This window comes from Nocardia puris, assembly GCF_003315035.1.
Classification (GTDB): domain Bacteria; phylum Actinomycetota; class Actinomycetes; order Mycobacteriales; family Mycobacteriaceae; genus Nocardia; species Nocardia puris.
The window spans coordinates 144,337-161,639 of sequence record NZ_QNRE01000017.1 but is presented as its reverse complement, the minus strand read 5'-3'; the positions used below and the strand labels follow the sequence as shown (position 1 = coordinate 161,639).

14 protein-coding genes and 1 tRNA gene are annotated in these 17,303 nt (G+C 70.7%); 8 read left to right on the top strand and 7 right to left on the bottom strand.

Going from position 1 to position 17,303, the window contains the following annotated elements; all coding sequences use genetic code 11:
- Positions 1-822: 822 nt before the first annotated feature.
- From DFR74_RS30745 to DFR74_RS30725, 5 genes are all read right to left on the bottom strand, one after another.
- On the bottom strand, positions 823-1,542 hold the full coding sequence (locus tag DFR74_RS30745; RefSeq protein ID WP_067507926.1) for a maleylpyruvate isomerase family mycothiol-dependent enzyme: 720 nt from the start codon (positions 1,540-1,542) through the stop codon (positions 823-825).
- A 288-nt stretch (positions 1,543-1,830) separates the two neighbouring features.
- Positions 1,831-2,232 (bottom strand): Rid family hydrolase, encoded by a 402-nt coding sequence (locus tag DFR74_RS30740; RefSeq protein WP_067508100.1) that lies wholly within the window; start codon positions 2,230-2,232, stop codon positions 1,831-1,833.
- 417 nt (positions 2,233-2,649) lie between these two features.
- On the bottom strand, positions 2,650-3,327 hold the full coding sequence (locus DFR74_RS30735; protein WP_232331718.1) for a DUF998 domain-containing protein: 678 nt from the start codon (positions 3,325-3,327) through the stop codon (positions 2,650-2,652).
- Between the two features lie 637 nt (positions 3,328-3,964).
- Positions 3,965-4,375, bottom strand: coding sequence for a very short patch repair endonuclease (locus tag DFR74_RS30730; RefSeq protein ID WP_067507922.1), 411 nt, complete (start codon positions 4,373-4,375; stop codon positions 3,965-3,967).
- Positions 4,376-4,421: 46 nt separating this feature from the next.
- Entirely contained in the window at positions 4,422-5,555 is a 1,134-nt protein-coding gene (locus DFR74_RS30725) for a DNA cytosine methyltransferase (protein ID WP_198161719.1), read from the bottom strand.
- Positions 5,556-5,909: 354 nt separating this feature from the next.
- On the opposite strand from DFR74_RS30725, the gene DFR74_RS30720 reads away from it, so the two are divergent.
- The 4 genes from DFR74_RS30720 (at position 5,910) to DFR74_RS30705 (ending at position 13,078) form a co-directional block, all read left to right on the top strand.
- Positions 5,910-7,157: a KasA/KasB family beta-ketoacyl-ACP synthase gene (locus tag DFR74_RS30720; RefSeq protein WP_067507918.1), complete on the top strand. Its 1,248-nt coding sequence runs from the start codon at positions 5,910-5,912 to the stop codon at positions 7,155-7,157.
- A gap of 120 nt (positions 7,158-7,277) precedes the next feature.
- Positions 7,278-9,200 carry a long-chain-fatty-acid--AMP ligase FadD32 gene (gene fadD32 / locus DFR74_RS30715; protein ID WP_067507916.1) on the top strand — a complete coding sequence of 641 codons (1,923 nt, stop codon included), beginning with the start codon at positions 7,278-7,280 and terminating at the stop codon, positions 9,198-9,200.
- A 141-nt stretch (positions 9,201-9,341) separates the two neighbouring features.
- Positions 9,342-11,177, top strand: coding sequence for an ABC transporter ATP-binding protein (locus DFR74_RS30710; RefSeq protein ID WP_067507914.1), 1,836 nt, complete (start codon positions 9,342-9,344; stop codon positions 11,175-11,177).
- On the top strand, positions 11,174-13,078 hold the full coding sequence (locus DFR74_RS30705) for an ABC transporter ATP-binding protein (RefSeq protein WP_067507912.1): 1,905 nt from the start codon (positions 11,174-11,176) through the stop codon (positions 13,076-13,078). Before DFR74_RS30710 ends, DFR74_RS30705 begins: the two co-directional genes overlap by 4 nt.
- 21 nt (positions 13,079-13,099) lie before the next feature.
- On the opposite strand, the gene DFR74_RS30700 is transcribed toward DFR74_RS30705, so the two are convergent.
- Positions 13,100-14,029, bottom strand: a complete 930-nt coding sequence (locus DFR74_RS30700; RefSeq protein ID WP_067507910.1) for an alpha/beta hydrolase — start codon at positions 14,027-14,029, stop codon at positions 13,100-13,102.
- Positions 14,030-14,251: 222 nt separating this feature from the next.
- On the opposite strand from DFR74_RS30700, the gene DFR74_RS30695 reads away from it, so the two are divergent.
- Positions 14,252-14,857 (top strand): putative glycolipid-binding domain-containing protein, encoded by a 606-nt coding sequence (locus tag DFR74_RS30695; RefSeq protein ID WP_084537506.1) that lies wholly within the window; start codon positions 14,252-14,254, stop codon positions 14,855-14,857.
- A 12-nt stretch (positions 14,858-14,869) separates the two neighbouring features.
- On the opposite strand, the gene DFR74_RS30690 is transcribed toward DFR74_RS30695, so the two are convergent.
- On the bottom strand, positions 14,870-15,823 hold the full coding sequence (locus DFR74_RS30690; protein ID WP_067507906.1) for a prephenate dehydrogenase: 954 nt from the start codon (positions 15,821-15,823) through the stop codon (positions 14,870-14,872).
- Positions 15,824-15,881: 58 nt separating this feature from the next.
- On the opposite strand from DFR74_RS30690, the gene DFR74_RS30685 reads away from it, so the two are divergent.
- The 3 genes from DFR74_RS30685 (at position 15,882) to DFR74_RS30675 (ending at position 17,049) form a co-directional block, all read left to right on the top strand.
- Positions 15,882-16,421 (top strand): tRNA adenosine deaminase-associated protein, encoded by a 540-nt coding sequence (locus DFR74_RS30685; protein WP_067507904.1) that lies wholly within the window; start codon positions 15,882-15,884, stop codon positions 16,419-16,421.
- A gap of 50 nt (positions 16,422-16,471) precedes the next feature.
- The gene (locus DFR74_RS30680) at positions 16,472-16,927 is read left to right on the top strand and encodes a nucleoside deaminase (protein WP_195126182.1); all 456 of its coding nucleotides are present in this window, start codon (positions 16,472-16,474) and stop codon (positions 16,925-16,927) included.
- 32 nt (positions 16,928-16,959) lie between these two features.
- A tRNA-Ser gene (locus DFR74_RS30675) sits at positions 16,960-17,049 on the top strand.
- Positions 17,050-17,303 lie beyond the last annotated feature (254 nt).

Below are 17,303 nucleotides of genomic sequence, written 5' to 3'. Positions count from 1 at the left end.
GCGGCGGTGCAGCGGAACGATGTTCGCGCCGCTCCCGGACTCGGCCAGTATGGACCAGAAGGTTGGGAGTTCGAGTCTCTCCGGGCGCACTTCACTCGATAGCCGGTCCATGCCCACCACGGGCGTGGGCCGGTTCTCGTTTCGTCGTGTTTTGCGGGGGCGCAGCCCCCGCGCCCCGCCCGGCGGGGCTTCGCCCCCCGGCCCCCCTATGTGGGGGGTGCGTTTGTGGGGACGTGCGGTTTGGTCGTGGGTCCGCCCCAGCCCGCCGTGCCGACATGCTGGAATTCCCACAGGCTCTTGCGGTGACTGTCCTGATTCTCGACCTCGTCCGCGATGACCAGCACCGGCTGCCCAGCCTGCGTGCGTGGGAATCGACCGCTTGGAGGACGTGTTCCAGTACGACGCGGTGCGGGTGGTACGGCTTGGCATATCGGCGGACCAGTGCCTCCCGGTCCACGCCACGCAGCACGAGGCGCAGTCCCGGAGTGGACGCGGTGGATCTCAGCGCGTTGTGGTAGACGCCGATACGTGCTCGGACCTGCTTCTTGACCGGCGCCCAGTCGTTCTTGCCCTGGACCAGATCGTTTCCGTGCAGTTCGGCACGCGGATCGGTCGACCACGTCGCCGCGGCCTTCTCCACGACCGCGTCCAACTCGGCACCGAGACTCAGCACCTCCGAGGAGGGGCAGATGACAGCGGCGATCCTGTACTCGCCCTTGTCGAAGGATTCGTCGAGGTATGCCAGCAGCACGTGCCGTGTATCCCATCGAACTATGTTGTGCCCCAACGGCGTAAACCCCGGTCGACAGACCGGTACCTCACTTACCGCCAGGCGGGGAGGTTCGGTAGGTCGCCGGTGAGGTCGGTGCCGGGGGAGCGGCCTATGAGCCAGGCGAGGAGGGCGGGGGTGGGGCCTTCGATGGTGTGGGTGGGGGTGCCGGGGCCGAGGGTGGTGGTGAAGTCGGTGTCGGTGGCGCGGATTGTGAAGGGGGACCGTATGGATCGGCCGAGGTCGGTGGTCGCTTGGGTGAGGGTGCGGTGGACGAAGGGGGTGGGCCAGCCGGCGGGGGTGTAGGTGGAATTCAGGTCCACGTGGTGGATTTCGACTTCCAGCAGGCGCATCCAGGGCACCTCGGCGGCGGGGATGGCGCGGCCCGCGCGGGTGCGCACGGTGGCGCGCCAGGATTGTGGCGGCGCGGTGGTGGCGAGGGCCGACCAGCGGGCCGCGGAGGCTTCCAGATCGATGACCTGTTCGGTGAGGGGGCGGGGCGCGCCGGCGTCGATGTCGAAATCGCGCAGGAACGGGCTCGCGTACTGCGGGGTCTCGATGCCGGTGCGCGCCCAGATGAGCAGGTTCACCAGGCTGTCGGCATTGCGCGAGAGGTGCGCCAGCACGTGGCCGCGCGTCCAGCCCGGCAGCAGGGACGGGGCGATCACGTCGGCGTCGGTGAGGGTCCGCGCGGTGTCGAGCAGGCGCGTCGTGGCGGTGGCGACCTGATCCAGCAGCGCGAGGGGGAGGACGTCTGGTGTATCGGTGGTCACAATTCGACCCTACCGGGAGGGCGCATACCGCTCGGACGTCGTTGTGCGGGCCTGGCTCGAGCACTGCCGGCGACGTCGGTGGCCACCCCTAGCCGCGCGGCCGTCCACGACCAGACCCGCGGCCCGGCCTCGGCCCGCAGGTCCCAGCACTCGGCGCTGGTCGATCGCGTTCACCGCAGCCAGGCCTCGGCATCCTGATAGCCGGGGCCTCGGGTGGCGTGGCGATGACTGCGGCCCTGCCTAGGTATCCCGGTGGCAGGGCCTCGGGTGGCGCGTCGGTGATCGCGGCTACGGGGCCGACCCGTTCACGATCGCATCGGCTTCGATCTCGACCATCAGCTCGGGCGCGATGAGGGCGCGGACCTCGTACATCGACGCGGCGGGCCGGATCGTGCCGAACACTTCGGCGTGGGCGGCGGCCACCTCGGGCCAGCGCGCGATATCGGTGACGAAGATCCGGGTGCGCACCACGTCGCCGAGGTCCGCGCCCGCCTCCCGCAGTGCGGCCGCGATCCGCCGCAACGCTTCGCGCGCTTGCTCGCCGATGTCGTCGCCACCGACCGCACCACCGCCGGGCGCGGCCGCCGTGGTCCCGCTGACGGCCACGAAATCGCCCACCCGCACCGCCCGCGAATACCCCACGACATCCTCGAAATCCGAAGCGGACGAGATGTTCACACGGTCACCCATGCCGACAGCATTCATCATCCGCGACCGATCCGGCCACCGCATTCCGTCCGATTCCGCCGCGCCTCGCCGCGTCGGCAGTGCGACCGCGACCACCCGCGACGTACTGGCCGACATCTCCGCCTGGGACCGGCCACACCCGCTACTCGACTGGCGAGCGCTTCAGATCGCGCGCTGTCGGCGGTCGGTCCGATGACCTGCCGTGTGCTTCGGACCGGACCGCTGACCGCCGTGCCTGGTACCGGTACTCGTTGTTTGGCGCGACCGCCCAATGCTCGCCCCGCCGAACTCGCGGTTGGCCCGCGTCAATGCTCGCCACCGTCGAATGCGTGTCGCCCCCGCCGCGTCGAATGCGCGGTCGGCCCCATACCTGACGCGCGGTCGCCCCGTCCCCTGTACGACGGCGCCCGACGCGCACCCTCAACGCCTCCCCTCCAGCACCACCGCGACGGCCAGCGTCAATAACCACACCGACATCGACCCCACCTGGATTCGCTGCGCGATGCCGAGGGCGTAGTCGCCGGGCAGGTTGTCGGCCACGAGCATCCAGATGGTGGCGGCCGCGCCGAGAACCAGTGCCACCAGGCCGAATTCGCGCAGGATGCGCCAGCGGTGGTAGCGGAAGGCGGCGAGGCTGAACGCGAAGACCGCGATCGCGAGGGAGGTGACGGCGAGGGTGGAGGTGAGGGCGTGGGGTTGGTGCAGTTGGGGGAACAGGTCACTCGGGTCGCCGCATCCGCTCTCGCCGGGGGTGCAGTCGCGCAGGGGGAGCAGCGCGTCGGCGATGGTCGCCGCGCCGAAGCAGCCGAGCGCCACCCAGCCGACGGTGCTGAGCCTGCGGCGCGGGAACAGCAACAGTCCGCTGACGGCCGCCGGGATCAGCAGGAACCCGGCGAACTTGTCGCCGGTGGCGAAGACCTCCCGGTACGGCTTGCCCTCGGCGTCGAGTTCGCTGAGGAAGGAGTTCACCGGGTCGGCATCGATCGGCAGCACGAACTCCAGCACCCACGACGAGTAGCAGAGCCCGGCGAGCGCGATCGCCGCCGCGATCAGCCACGACCCCACGCGCACCCGATCGGCACCTCGGCTCTCGGTCACCTCCGCCATTGTTCCCGGCCGAACCGCGGGCGCCGTCCGATCACGCACGCGTGTTGCCGGAGAGCCGCCGGGCGCACCAGCTCCCGCCGAGGCGCTTACCAGCCGCGACACCTGCTCGCTGAATTCGCGTAGGTCCGCGCCCGTGCGCCGGCGGTTCGCACAGGTTTGACACCGGACGCACAGCTTGTTGTCAGGTCCGGCGGGCAGCCTGGTCGGAAAGCTCACGAAGGAGGTCCACCCATGATCGGATACGCGACAGCGATCGCCGGGTTCGCGATATTCGCCGCCATGGCGCTGTCCAGCTACGTGGCTGCCAACGCGCCCCGCAGTCTGGTACGCGTCCGCAACCGGTAGGTCGACGGCGCTCGACCATGTGGGTCCGTGAGGTCGGTCTCAGTCCTTTGTGAATGTGCCCGGCCGGAGAGTGGCACCCGCACAGAAGGTGATCACGGTCGAGTCGGCGGGGGCGCCACGGTGGCCGTGCCCACGGGGTCGCAGCCCGCCGAGCCGGTACGGGCGATCGTCGCGACGGTAGAGGAGGCGGGCACATTCGCGTGCGTGCTCCCGGTGCGCGGCGCAGGCCATGCCTCGCAGATGGATCCGCTGCTCGGCGACGGTCAGGGCCCGGCTCGCGTCCCTACTTCCCCAACGCGTCCTGCACACGATCGGCGGCGACCGCCGGGTCCTCGTGCTCCCAGACGCGCACCACCGTCCACCCCGCCTCCCGCAGCGCGGCGTCGGTCGCCCGGTCCCGCGCGACGTTGCCCGCCAGCTTCTCCGCCCACCATGCGGCGTTGTTCTTCGGGTGGGTGGCGTGGTCGGGGCAGCTGTGCCAGAAGCAGCCGTCCACGTAGACCGCGACCCGCAGGCGCGGGAAGACGACGTCGGCCCGGCGGCGCTGTCCGCGTAATGGCGCGCGGTCCACGAAGTACCGCAACCCGCGGCGATGCAGTTCGCGGCGCAGCGCGAGTTCGGGATCGGTGCCCGTGCGCCGCTGCCGCGCCATGCGCGCGCTGGTCGCGGCGTCGGTGCGGGGCCGTTCGCTCATGCCGGAGTCTTTCCGGCCCTAGCGTGCCCGGCGCGGACCCGCGCACTCATGCCGCCCAGCCGCCCATGCGATCCAGGTGCTGCTCCACATCCAGCAAAAACCCTTCGGGGAAGCGGAGGTTGCCTCTCCCCGCGCGGCGCAGGAAGCCGGCGGTGGCGCGGGCGGAGAGCAGGCGCGAGTCGGTGAGGAAGTTCTTCAGGTCCTCGTAGGGCTGGTGCACGGGCCAGGTCGAGACAGGCACCCGGTAGGCGGTGCCGTCGCGCCCCCAGGCGGCCGTGGGCCAGGGCTGGCCGGGGCGCAGTTCTTCGGAGTGCGGGATCGGGTCGCGCGGATCGGTGAGGCGATCGCCCACCCAGTCCGCCATCCGCACGCTCACCGCGTTGCCGATGAGCTTCCAGCGGTGGCCCTGCTTGATGCTGGGGACGGTGGTGGCGGGCGCGGTCCAATCGGTAGAAAACCCTTGCAGCCGTTCGCCATCCGTGATTCCTGGCGTCACGATCTCACCCGAGGGCAGGCGCACCGCTGGTGGGCTGGCGATACCGAGCGCCGACCCGCCCTTGAGTGTTGGCACCGCGTTCACCGCCCACCCGAGCCCGCGCACGCCTTCGGTCCAATAGAACCCGCACGGATCGCTGCCCGCGTCGCCGACTTCGCGCGGGCCCGCGTCGTCGGCGAACAACACGCGGCGCGGGTCCTCGGTGCGCGAGGCCAGCATCAGCACCCGCTGGCGACGTTGTGGCAAACCGAACGAGCGCGCGTCGACCACCCGGTACGCCCAGGTGTAGCCGAGTTCGTCCAGCGCGGCGGTGATGTGGCGCATGGCGGCACCGCGCCCCAATTGCAGCATGAACGGCACGTTTTCGATGAGCAGCCAGCGCGGGCCGCGCTGGCGGCGCACCAGCCGGAACACCTCGTCCACCAGACCCGACCGCTGCCCGGTGATCCCCGCGGTGCGCCCCGCCTGCGACAGGTCCTGGCAGGGAAAACCGGCCGCTACCAGTTCGGTTCCGGCGGGCAGGGCGCGCAACTTGGTGATGTCACCGTGCAGTGGCACGTCGGTGAAATGCGCGGCCAGCACGGCCCGAGCCCCCGGCTCGATTTCGCAGAGCAGATCGGTGTGCCAGCCGTGCGCGCCGAGCCCGAGTTCGAGCCCGCCGATCCCGGCGAACAGCCCGACCATTCGCCCGCCCGTCACAGTCGTCCCTTCTCGCGATCCCACGACGGGCGCCGAGTCCGCGCACCGCGCCCGTCCAGCACGTTACTCGAGGGTTGCCGCGGCGACCAGCCGAGCCCGCCGAGCCCACCCACTTGACCTGCGCGAGCGGTCGGCCGGGCCCGACATGTTCGGGGCCGACGGCGACACCCCCAGGTCAGACCGCGGATTCGCGTGTCTTGCTGCGCGCGGGCCCGGTCTCCCACATAATGCCTATCGGCCGGTTCACGACCACGGCTTCTCTTCCTGCTCGGCCCTGCGACGCCGATGCGTCGTATGCGCAGTCCCGCCCCTCGTGTGACGTCAGGAAAGTGAGTCTTGATGCAGCTTCCGTCCGGTAAACGTGGCTTCCCGGATGTCGTGGTGACCAGCGTCGCGGCCACCACCTCGATCGCCGGCGATGTCGACTCGACCTGGAAGGGCCTGCTCAACGGCGAGAGCGGCATCGACGTGCTCGACGATTCGTTCATCGACCAGTTCGAGCTGCCGGTGCGCATCGGCGGCCACCTCGCGGTCACCCCCGCCTCCTGCCTGGAGCCCGGCGAGGTGCGCAGGCTGGCCTACGTGGAGCAGATGGCGACGGTGCTGGGTCGCGAAGTATGGCGCAACGCGGGCAGTCCCGAGGTGGACAAGGACCGCCTCGGCGTCTCCATCGGCACCGGGCTGGGTGGTGCGGAAGCGCTCATCGACGCCCGCGACAAGTTCCACAACGGCGGCTACCGCAAGGTGTCGCCGCTGTCGGTGCAGTGGATCATGCCGAACGGCCCCGCCGCCTGCGTGGGGCTGGAAGTCGGTGCGCGGGCGGGCGTTTCGACGCCGGTGTCGGCGTGCTCGTCGGGTTCGGAAGCGATCGCGAACGCGTGGCGGATGATCGTGATGGGCGATGCCGACATGGTCGTCACCGGCGGCGTGGAGGGGTCCATCCAGGCGGTGCCGATCGCCGCGTTCACCATGATGCGCGCCATGAGCACCCGCAACGCCGAGCCGAAGGCCGCCTCCCGCCCGTTCGACGTGGACCGCGACGGCTTCGTCTTCGGTGAGGCCGGCGCCATGATGGTGCTCGAGACGGAGGAGCACGCGAAGGCGCGCGGCGCCACCATCCACGCCAGGCTGCTCGGCGCGGGCGTCACCTCCGACGGCTTCCACCTCGTCGCGCCCGACCCGGAAGGCACCGGCGCGGCCCGCGCGATGACGCGCGCGCTCGAAACCGCGGGTCTGTCGAAAACCGATGTCTCCCATATCAACGCGCACGCCACCGCCACCCCGATCGGCGACACCGCCGAGGCGCGCGCGATCGGCAAGGCCGTCGGTTCGCACGCCTCGGTGTACGCGCCGAAGTCGGCGCTCGGGCATTCGATCGGCGCGGTGGGCGCGCTGGAATCGGTGCTCACGGTGCTGAGCGTGCGCGACGGGATCGTGCCGCCCACCTTGAATCTGGAGAACCAGGACCCCGAGGTGGACCTGGACATCGTCAAGGGCGGCTGCCGGCAGGGGCGCATCGACTACGCGGTCAACAATTCGTTCGGCTTCGGCGGTCACAACGTCGCGATCGCCTTCGGGAGGTACTGAGTCATGCGTCCACGGCATGACTCCGACCGGGGGACCTGCTAGCCTACCCGTCGCTCCGGTGTCGATCTGTGTTCGGTGTCACCGCACGGGTACGTGCGTGCATGGGAAAAGGATAGGGCGATGATCCGCGAGACCTTCGACGAATATCTCGACGAGCACGGCAATATCAGGATCCGGGGCGAGCGGACCCTGATCGACTTCGTCGACCAGCACACCGCCGCCAACCCGGACGGTCTCGCCTACCGATTCATCGACTACTCGCGCGAGCGCGACGGCGAGTACATCGAACTGACCTGGAGCCAGTTCAGCGTGCGGCTGCGCGCCGTGGCGGCCCGGTTGCAGCAGGTCACCGAGCCGGGGCGGCGGGTGGCGATTCTGGCCCCGCAGAGCCTGGACTACGTGGTGGCGCTGTTCGCGGCGGTCTACGCGGGCACCATCGCGGTGCCGCTGTTCGATCCCGAGGAGCAGGGCCACACCGACCGCCTGCGCGCCGTGCTCACCGACTGCACCCCGTCGGCGATCCTCACCGTGTCGTCGGCGGCGGCCGGGGTGCGGGCGTTCTTCCGGCACCTGCCCGCCCTCGAGCGCCCGCGCATCATCGCGGTCGACGCGATCCCCGACGAGGTGGGCCGCACCTGGGTGCGTCCCGACATCGATCTCGACAGCATCGCCTACCTCCAATACACCTCCGGCTCCACGAGAACCCCTGCGGGCGTGGAGATCACACACCGCGCCGTGGGCACCAACCTGATGCAGATGATCGACGCGATCGGCGTCACCGAGAACTCGCGCGGTGTGACCTGGCTGCCGCTGTTCCACGATATGGGCCTGTTGTGCGTGATCCTGCCGACGATCGGCGGCGGGTTCATCACGATCATGTCGCCGAGCGCGTTCGTGCGCAGGCCCTACCGCTGGATCAAGGAGCTGGCCGCCGTGTCCGACGGCGCCGGAACCTTCGCCGCCGCACCGAATTTCGCGTTCGAGCACGCGGCGGCGCGCGGATTGCCCAAGGCCGGCGAGGAATTGGACCTGTCGAATGTGATCGGACTGATCAACGGCAGTGAGCCGGTGTCGGTTTCGTCGATGCGGAAGTTCAACGAGGCCTTCGCGCCGTACGGGTTGCCCGAGACCGCGATCAAGCCCTGCTACGGCATGGCGGAGGCCACGCTGTTCGTCTCGGCGACCAAGGCGCAGGACCGGGCCAAGGTGGTCTACGTGGATCGCGGTGAGCTGAACGCCGGGCGCATGGTCGAGGTGGAACCGGGCACGGACAACGCGATCGCGCAGGTCTCGTGCGGGTACGTGGCGCTGTCGCAGTGGGCCGTGATCGTGGATCCGGAGACGGGCGAGGAGCGCGCCGACGGCGAGGTCGGCGAGATCTGGTTGCACGGCGAGAACATGGGCATCGGGTACTGGGGGCGGCCCGAGGAGTCGGTGGCGACGTTCCACAACCGGCTGGCCCGCCGTCAGCCGGGACGCAGCCACGCCGAGGGCACGCCGGCCGACGCGAAGTGGATGCGTTCCGGCGATTTCGGCGTCTACCACCACGGTGAGCTGTACATCACGGGCCGGGTGAAGGACCTGGTGATCGTCGACGGCCGCAACCACTACCCGCAGGACCTCGAGTACTCCGCGCAGGAGGCGCACACCGGGTTGCGCCCCGGCTTCGTGGCGGCGTTCTCGGTGCCCGCGAACCAGCTGCCGGTGGAGGTGTTCGAACAGCCCGGTGACAGTGGGCCGCGCTGCGACGCGGACGACACCGCCGAACAACTCGTCATCGTCGCCGAACGGGCCACGGGCGCGGCCAAACTCGACGCCGAGCCCATCGCCGACGCCGTGCGCGCGGCCATCGCCCAGCGGCACGGCGTCGCGGTGCGCGACCTGCTGCTGGTGCCCGCCGGGTCGATCCCGCGCACGTCGAGCGGCAAGATCGCGCGGCGCGCGTGCCGCACCGCGTATATCGAGGGCACGCTGCGCGGCGGGTACCGGCAGCAGGCGTTCCCGGACGCGTTGGACCGTGAGCCCGAAGGGGCGGGGGTGTAAGCCAACGCCTTCGGCGGGGGCGAAAAATCGGTTGGCTGGAGCTGGGTGCGGTGCCACCCTGGATTGTCGGACCCCGGTGGGAACATCACCGGGCGCCGCTTTCCACGACACCGCCATCCATCGCAACCGTGAGGGGGAGCTTTGTCCGTCACGCTGGAGCTGCCGTCGGCCGAATCGGAGGCCGACAGACTCGAGCGGCCCGCCGCCACCCGGCCGGGCCGCCTCGCTTCGCTACGCCGGTTCCTGCCGTACCTGCGGCCGCACCGCGCCCCGCTGATCGGGGCGACCGTGCTCGCCATCCTCGCCATGAGTACGGCGATCGTCATCCCGCTGGTGGTGGCCCGCATCATCGACGGACCGATCGCGCGGCGCGACGCCGGCGGGCTGGTGCTGCCGGTGCTGCTCGTCGCCGTGCTGGGCCTGCTCGAGGCACTGGGCGTGTGGGGCAGGCGCTGGATGGTCGCCAAACCCGCCACCGCCGTCGAGATCACCTTGCGCGCCAAGATCTTCCGGCACCTGCAATCGATGTCGATCGGGCGCCACGACGCGTGGGAGTCGGGTCAGTTGCTCTCGCGCGCGGTGGAGGACATGTCCACCCTGCGGCGGTTCGTCTCGTTCGCCGGGCCGTATCTGGTGATCAACCTGTCGATCCTGCCGATCGGTGTGGCGGTGCTGTTCGCGCAGAGCTGGCAGATCGGGCTGGCGTTCGCGGCCACCGCGCTGCCGACAGCGTACGTGTGCGTCCGGTTCGTACAGCGCTACGAGGTGGCCTCGCGGCGGTCCCAGGACCAGGCGGGCGATCTGGCCACCACGGCCGAGGAATCCACCCAGGGCGTACGGGTGCTCAAGGCGTTCGGGCGCGGCCTGTTCTTCGGCAACCGGTTCACCCAGCAGTCGCGCGCGTTGCGCGGCACCGAACTGCTCAAGGCGCGGCTGAGCGCCACGCTGTGGTCGTCCATGGTGGGCATACCGCAGCTGGCGCTGGTCTTCACGCTCGGCTTCGGCGGTTACGCGGTGGCGAACGGCGCGATGACGCTCGGCACGCTGGTGGCCGCTATCACGCTCGCGACCTTCCTGCAGTGGCCGATCATCTGGACCGGCTTCCTGCTGGCCGAGCTCAATAACGCGCGCACCGCCGCCGACCGGTACTGGGAGATCATCGACACTCCGCTCGACATCACCGATCCGGAGCATCCGGTGCCGCTGCCCGAGCGCGTCGAGGGCGAATTGACCTTGCGCGACGTGCGTTTCGCGTTCCCGCCCGCGGAGGGCGAACCGGCCGGGCGCGAGGTGCTCGCCGGCGTGGACCTGACGGTGCGCCCCGGCGAGACGGTGGCGCTGGTCGGCGCGACCGGCAGCGGCAAATCGGCGCTGCTGGAACTGATTCCGCGGCTCTACGACGTGACCGGCGGCGCCGTCGAGATCGACGGCGTCGACATCGCCTCGCTGCGGCTGGCGGATCTGCGCTCGCTGGTCGCGGTGGCGTTCGAGGAGCCGGTGCTGTTCTCGGCCAGCGTCCGCGAGAACGTGGCGCTGGGCGATCCTGGCGCCACCGACGACGACGTGCGCCGCGCGCTCGACGTCGCGCAGGCGACGGACTTCGTCGACGAGCTGCCGTGGGGCCTGGACACCAGGATCGGCGAACAGGGCATGAGCCTGTCCGGCGGGCAGCGGCAGCGCTTGGCCTTGGCCCGCGCGGTCCTCACTCGCGCCGGGGAGGAGGACCGCCGCCGCGTCGTCGTGCTGGACGACCCGCTCTCGGCGCTGGACGTGGAAACCGAAGAGCGCGTGCAGGAACGGCTGCGCACCGTACTCGCGGGCGCGACCACGCTGCTGGTGGCGCACCGCCCGTCCACCGCCGCGCTGGCCGACCGGGTGGCGCTGCTGGACGGCGGGCGCATCGCCGCCGAGGGCACCCACGAACACCTGCTCCGCCACAACGCCCGCTACCGAGAACTGATGGGAGGTGAACCATGACCACCGACACCGTGACCAAAGACGAACCCGCCGAACCCGATTCGCGCACCGAGCGCGACGAGGTGGCCGACTGGCGCGGTATCGCGGGCGAGGACAAGGAGGTCACTCAGACCGGAAACCTGGTGCTGGCCGAGCGATCCCGGCGGCTGCTGCTCGATCTGGTGCGGCCCTACCGCAGGCAGGTGCTGCTGGCGCTGGTGCTGGTCGTCGTGGACAACGCGGCGATGGTGTCGGGGCCGCTGTTCATCGCCTACGGGCTGGACAACGGTATCGCCCAAGGCGCGCAAGGAAACTGGACGCCCATGGCGACGACCGTCGCGGGTTACCTCGGCACCGTCGCGCTTGGCACGTTCACCACGTACTGGTTCCTGCGGTTGACCGGCAGGTTGAGCCAGAGCGTGCTGTTCGACCTGCGGGTGCGGCTGTTCGAGCACATGCAGCGCCAGAGCGTGTCGTTCCACGACAAGTACACCTCGGGCAAGGCGGTCGCCCGGCTCACCGGCGATATCGAAACCCTGCAGGAACTGCTGGAGGGCGCGCTCGACCAGGCGTTGAGCGCGATCCTGTCGGTGGTGACCATCGCGGCGCTGCTGATCTACCTGGACCAGACGCTCGCGCTGATCGTGCTGGCCGGATTCGTGCCGCTGGTGCTGGTTACCCGCTGGGCGCAGCGCAGGCAGCGGGCCGGCTACCGGCGCACGCGCGGCGCGATCGCGAAGGTGATCGTGCAGTTCGTGGAGTCCATGGGCGGTATGCGCGCGGTGCAGGCGTTCCGGCGCGAGCGGCGCAACGAGTCGATGCTCGCGGCCGAGGACGCCGAATACCGCACGGCCACCATCGCCGCCATGCGCGGTATGGGCGACTACGCGGGGCTCACCCGGCTGCTGGGCAACCTCACCACGGTGGTCGTCATCGTGGTGGGCGCGTGGCAGGTGATGGAGGGCAACCTCGCCGTCGGCGTGCTCGCGGCGTATCTGCTCTACCTCAACGAGTTCTACGGTCCGCTCGACGAACTCGCGCAGGTGTTCAACTCCTACCAGTCCGCGGCCGCGGCGCTGGAGAAGATCTCCGGCGTGCTGGAGGAGGAGCCCACGGTGCGCGAACCGCGGGATCCGGTGCCGCTGGAGAAGGCGAAGGGCACGCTGCGGCTCGACGGCGTGTGGTTCGGCTACGACAGCGCACCCGGCCCGGCAGGCGCGGCGCCGGACGCGCGCGGGCCGGTGCTGCCCGAGTTCTCGCTGGAGATTCCGGCAGGGCAGGTGCTCGCGCTGGTCGGTGCGACGGGTGCGGGCAAATCGACGCTGGCCAAGCTGCTCACCCGGTTCTACGACCCGTCGGGCGGCACGGTCACCCTGGACGGCGTGGACCTGCGCCACCTGAGCGACGCCGACCTGCGGCGCAACGTGGTGATGGTGACCCAGGAGTCGTACCTGTTCTCCGGATCGGTGGCCGACAACATCCGGCTCGGCAGGCCCGAGGCCACCGACGCCGAGGTGCGCGCGGCCGCCCGCGCGGTCGGGCTGTACGACTTCGTCACGGCACTGCCCGACGGATTCGACACCGACGTGCGCAGGCGCGGCGGCCGCCTGTCCGCGGGCCAGCGGCAGCTGGTGGCGTTCGCGCGCGTCTTCCTGGCCGACCCGGCGGTGATCGTGCTGGACGAGGCCACCTCCAGCCTGGACATCCCCGGCGAACGCCAGGTCCAGCGCGCCCTGGAGACCGTGCTGCGCGACCGCACGGCCGTCATCATCGCCCACCGGCTCTCCACCGTCGCCATCGCCGACCGCGTCCTCGTGCTGGACCGGGGCCGCGTGGTGGAGGACGGACCGCCCGGCGAATTGATCGAGGGCACCGGACGTTTCGCGTCGCTGCACGCCGCGTGGCGGGAGTCGCTGGTGTAGTCGGCGGCCTGTCGTCTCGGTCTACGCCCCGATGGCGCGGGCCAGATGCGGCCAGGAGTCGTGCAGGTCGGTCTCGAACTGGCCCCACGTGTGCGAGCCGACGGCGCGGTTGAGGTGGATGGCGGGGATGCCGAGTTCGGCGAGGCGGCCCGCGAAGGCGCCGGTGCAGGCGCTGGCGATGGCCTCGACGGGCGGGGCGGGGACACCGCCCTCGTCGATGACGCCCGGGATGCCAGAGGCGGCGGAGAGGTAGATCGTCTTGCCCGCGAGGCGTCCCGCGTTCAGGAACGGGTCGTGGGCCCGCCAGCCCGCACCACCGGGCACGCCCCACATGTTGACCGGGTTGCCGCCGCCGCGCAGCACCTGCGCGCTGGCCAGGGCGATGCCGAGCGGGTCGGACGACCACGGGCACCCGCTGTAGGCGGCGACCGCCTGGTACCGGGGACCGCCCTGGATGGCCAGGTCCAGCGCGGAGGCCGCGCTCATCGACACACCGGCGATGGCGTTGCGCCCGCTGGCGCCCAGGTGCGCGTCGATCACGCCGGGCAGTTCCGCGGTGAGGTAGGTCTGCCACTTGTTGCGGCCGAGCGCGGGATCGTCGGCGATCCAGTCGGTGTACAGGCTGAACCGGCCGCCCACCGGCATCACGACGTTGACGTTCCTGTCCGCGAAGAACTGCACCACATCGGTGTCGTCCCACCAGGAGATGCCGTCCTGGCCGCCGCCCGCGCCGGTGAGCAGGTACAGCGTGGGCGCCCCCGCGCCCGCCGCCTTGATCACCCGGTTGGGGATCACCCGGTCCATCGACGGCGAATACACGTCGATCTGGGATACCCGCGGCGCCAGCGGCGTCTCGCCCGCCACCCGTGGCGCCGCGCCTGCGGGTGGCGCGAAGGCGATGCAGGCAGCGAGAGCGCCGACGACCACGGTCCACAGCTTCGAAGCCTTCATCCTTCCGTTGTACCGCTGGATTCCGGAATCCAAACGACCCGACAGGCCGAGCGGGCACGTGTCCTGCGTTACCCGGTCGCGCTCAGGCGCCCGGGGCGCGGCGCGCACGTGTGGTCGGCGCCCGCGGATTCGCAGGTGATGGCCGGTGCCGGGGGCGGCGGGCCGAGGTGATGCGGGCGGGCGTATAGCTACGACGGCGCGTTTGTCGCTTACCGTAGATGGGTGACCATTCCTGCCCCCGATCTCGACGGCACACCGGCGGCGCCCCGGTGGCCCTCGATTCTCACGTGGCGAGCGCACAACGCGACACGGATGGAGTCGGTGCGCGTGACGTTGAACGGCAACCGCATTCGCGCGGCGGGCCGCATGATCGGCGGCGACTGCGAGGACCACCCGGCCTTCAGCGCGTCCTACGACCTGGTCACCGACGAGAACGGCGCCACCAAGCGACTGTCCCTGCGCACCACGACCGCGGCGGGGGAGCGGCACGCCTCCATCGCCAGGGACGAGGAGAACTACTGGCTGGTGGACGCGGGCGGCAGCCACGTGCGCTCCACCTTCGCCGGCGCCCTGGACGTGGACGTGGTGCTGAGCCCGTTCTTCAACACGCTGCCGATCCGCCGCTTCGGCCTCCAGCACGCCGTGGAGGACGTGCAGGTCCCCGTGGTGTACGTGCGGCTGCCCGACCTGCTGGTGCAGGAGGCGAGCCTGGTCTACAGCAGCGCCGCCGACGGCATCAGCGTGCTGTCGCCGGTCTCCAGCGCGACCGTCACGGTGGACGAGGACGGGTTCCTGCTCGACTATCCCGGTCTCGCCGAGCGCATCTGATATAGGACCAGCTCAGTCGAGCGGTTTCGTGATCACGCCACCGCGTTGCCCCGCCGCGCGCAGACGCTCGAGCCAGTCATGGTCGCCGATCCGCACGTCGGTGATCTCCCAGCGGTCGACCGTCTCGTACTCGAGGCGCCCGTCGTGCCCGGCCTGCACCAAGTCGGCCAGCGACCCCCGCTCGGTCAGTGAGGCGCGGGCGGCCGTGAGCGCGTCGAGGGTTTCGTCGAGGACTTCGAGCAACGCGCCCGCGTTGGGTTCGCAGATGGCGCGCACCAGGTCGGGGGCGGTGGCGGCGACGCGGGTGCCGTCGCGGAACGACCCCGCCGCCAGGCCCAGCGCCAGCGGCCCGCCCGCCGCGCCCGAGGCGGCCAGCGCCTCGGCCAGCACGTGCGGCAGGTGCGAGATGCGCGCGACCGCCCGGTCGTGCTCGGCCGCCACCACCGGCACCACCACCGAACCGCAATCCAGCGCGAGCCGGGTGACCCGCCGCCAGGGGTCGGCGTGCGTGCCCTCGTCCACGCCGACCGCCCACACCGCACCGCGGAACAGCTCGGCGTCGGTGGCCTGCCAGCCCGATTCCGACGTGCCCGCCATGGGGTGGCCGCCCACGTAGCGGGCCGCCAGCCCGTGCTCGCGCACCGCGTCGGCGACCGGGGCCTTGACGCTCACCACATCGGTGAGCGCGCAGCCCGGTGCGAAGGTGGCGATCGAGGACAAGATGTGCGCCACGGCGGGCATCGGCACCGCGACGACCAGCAGCGCGTCCGCCTCGGCGGCCCGGCCGAGCACGGCGGGCAGGTCGGTGTCCACGTCGAATCCGTCGGCGCGGGCCGCCTCGGCGCCCGGCCGCGATCTGTTGTATCCGAACGCCGGATAGCCCGCCGCCACCGCCGCGCGCAGCAGCGATCCGCCGATCAATCCCGTGCCGAGGACACACACCGGTGCTTTCCGCTCGCCAGTCACCCGAACAGATTCGCACACGACTTCATCATTTGAGCTCGAGCCGACTACCGTTGCGGCCATGGCAGCACAGCGCTCGGGCACGAACAGGGCGGCGTCGGAAGATTACGACGACGTGGAAGGGTTCGCAGTGGCGGTTGTCCGCGAAGACGGTAAATGGCGGTGCAGCCCGTTGAGTTCGGCGGCGCTCACCGATTTGTCCGCCGCGGAAAACGAGTTGAAGGCTTTGCGCAGTTCGGGTGCGGTGTTCGGGCTGCTGGACGTGGACGACGAGTTCTTCATCGTCGTGCGGCCCGCCCCGAGCGGCACCCGGCTGCTCGTGTCGGACGCCACGGCCGCGATCGATTACGACATCGCCGCCGACGTGCTCGACGCGCTGAACGTCGAGATCCCCGATATCGACCCCGACGAACTGGACGATGTCGACCCCTGGGAGGAGGGCGATCTCGGCGTGCTCGCCGACCTGGGCCTGCCGGAGCCGGTGCTCAGCGTGATCCTCGCCGAGACCGACCTGTACCCCGACGAGCAACTGGGCATGATCGCGCAGCGGCTCGGTTTCGCGGGCGAATTCTCGGCGGTGCTGGACAAACTGCCACGGTGATCGGCGGCATGAACGCGCTGCCGGAGAATCCGCTGGTGTCCGATACGGCGATGATGCGCGCCGCGCTGGCGGCCGCCGCCGCGGCCGATCCGCGCGACGTGCCGGTCGGCGCGGTGGTCTTCGACGCCGAGGGGCGCGAGCTGGCGCGCGCCGCCAACGCCAGGGAGGCACTGGGCGATCCCACGGCGCACGCCGAGGTGCTGGCGCTGCGCCGCGCCGCCGAAATCCACGGCGACGGTTGGCGACTCGAAGGCGCCACCCTGGCCGTCACGCTGGAGCCGTGCACCATGTGCGCGGGCGCGCTGGTGCTGGCGCGCGTCGGCCGCCTGGTGTTCGGGGCGTGGGAGCCGAAGACGGGCGCCGTCGGCTCCCTCTGGGACGTGGTGCGCGACCGTCGCCTCAACCACCGCCCCGATGTGCGCGGCGGCGTGCTCGAGCCCGAATGCGCCGCCCTCCTCGACACCTTCTTCCGCACCCGCCGCCACCCGTCTGACCACCCGATTTAGCGATAGGCCCCGGTTCGGGTACCCTAGTCGGCGGTGGCGTGTCCGAGCGGCCTAAGGAGCACGCCTCGAAAGCGTGTGAGGGGTACCCCCCTCCGAGGGTTCAAATCCCTCCGCCACCGCCAAGTAGTACACGTTGGAACCCCGGTCAAACACAAGTTTGGCCGGGGTTTCGTCGTGTCCGGCCTTGTTTCCGTATTTCTGCCCGTTTCGCCTGGTTGTACCGGTTTCGGGCGCTAGGACTGCGCCGTGGTCTCGTCCGGTCGCTGTACGCCCGCCAGGGCGCGTAGCAGCCCCGGAAGCCATCCCGTCTCCATGATGTGGCTGTGCGGACAGTGCTCGTCGGAACGTCCCCAGCCCGCCAAGATGGGGGTTGTTG

Coding starts and splice junctions, on each gene's coding strand:
- DFR74_RS30725 (WP_198161719.1), bottom strand. CDS start 5,555: ATGGTCGGGCTGTTCGCCGGGATCGGCGGGCTCGAACTCGGGCTCGGC.
- DFR74_RS30700 (WP_067507910.1), bottom strand. CDS start 14,029: ATGAAGGCTTCGAAGCTGTGGACCGTGGTCGTCGGCGCTCTCGCTGCC.
- DFR74_RS30680 (WP_195126182.1), top strand. CDS start 16,472: ATGATGCGCGCCGCGCTGGCGGCCGCCGCCGCGGCCGATCCGCGCGAC.
- fadD32 (WP_067507916.1), top strand. CDS start 7,278: ATGATCCGCGAGACCTTCGACGAATATCTCGACGAGCACGGCAATATC.
- DFR74_RS30685 (WP_067507904.1), top strand. CDS start 15,882: ATGGCAGCACAGCGCTCGGGCACGAACAGGGCGGCGTCGGAAGATTAC.
- DFR74_RS30730 (WP_067507922.1), bottom strand. CDS start 4,375: ATGAGCGAACGGCCCCGCACCGACGCCGCGACCAGCGCGCGCATGGCG.
- DFR74_RS30720 (WP_067507918.1), top strand. CDS start 5,910: ATGCAGCTTCCGTCCGGTAAACGTGGCTTCCCGGATGTCGTGGTGACC.
- DFR74_RS30705 (WP_067507912.1), top strand. CDS start 11,174: ATGACCACCGACACCGTGACCAAAGACGAACCCGCCGAACCCGATTCG.
- DFR74_RS30740 (WP_067508100.1), bottom strand. CDS start 2,232: ATGGGTGACCGTGTGAACATCTCGTCCGCTTCGGATTTCGAGGATGTC.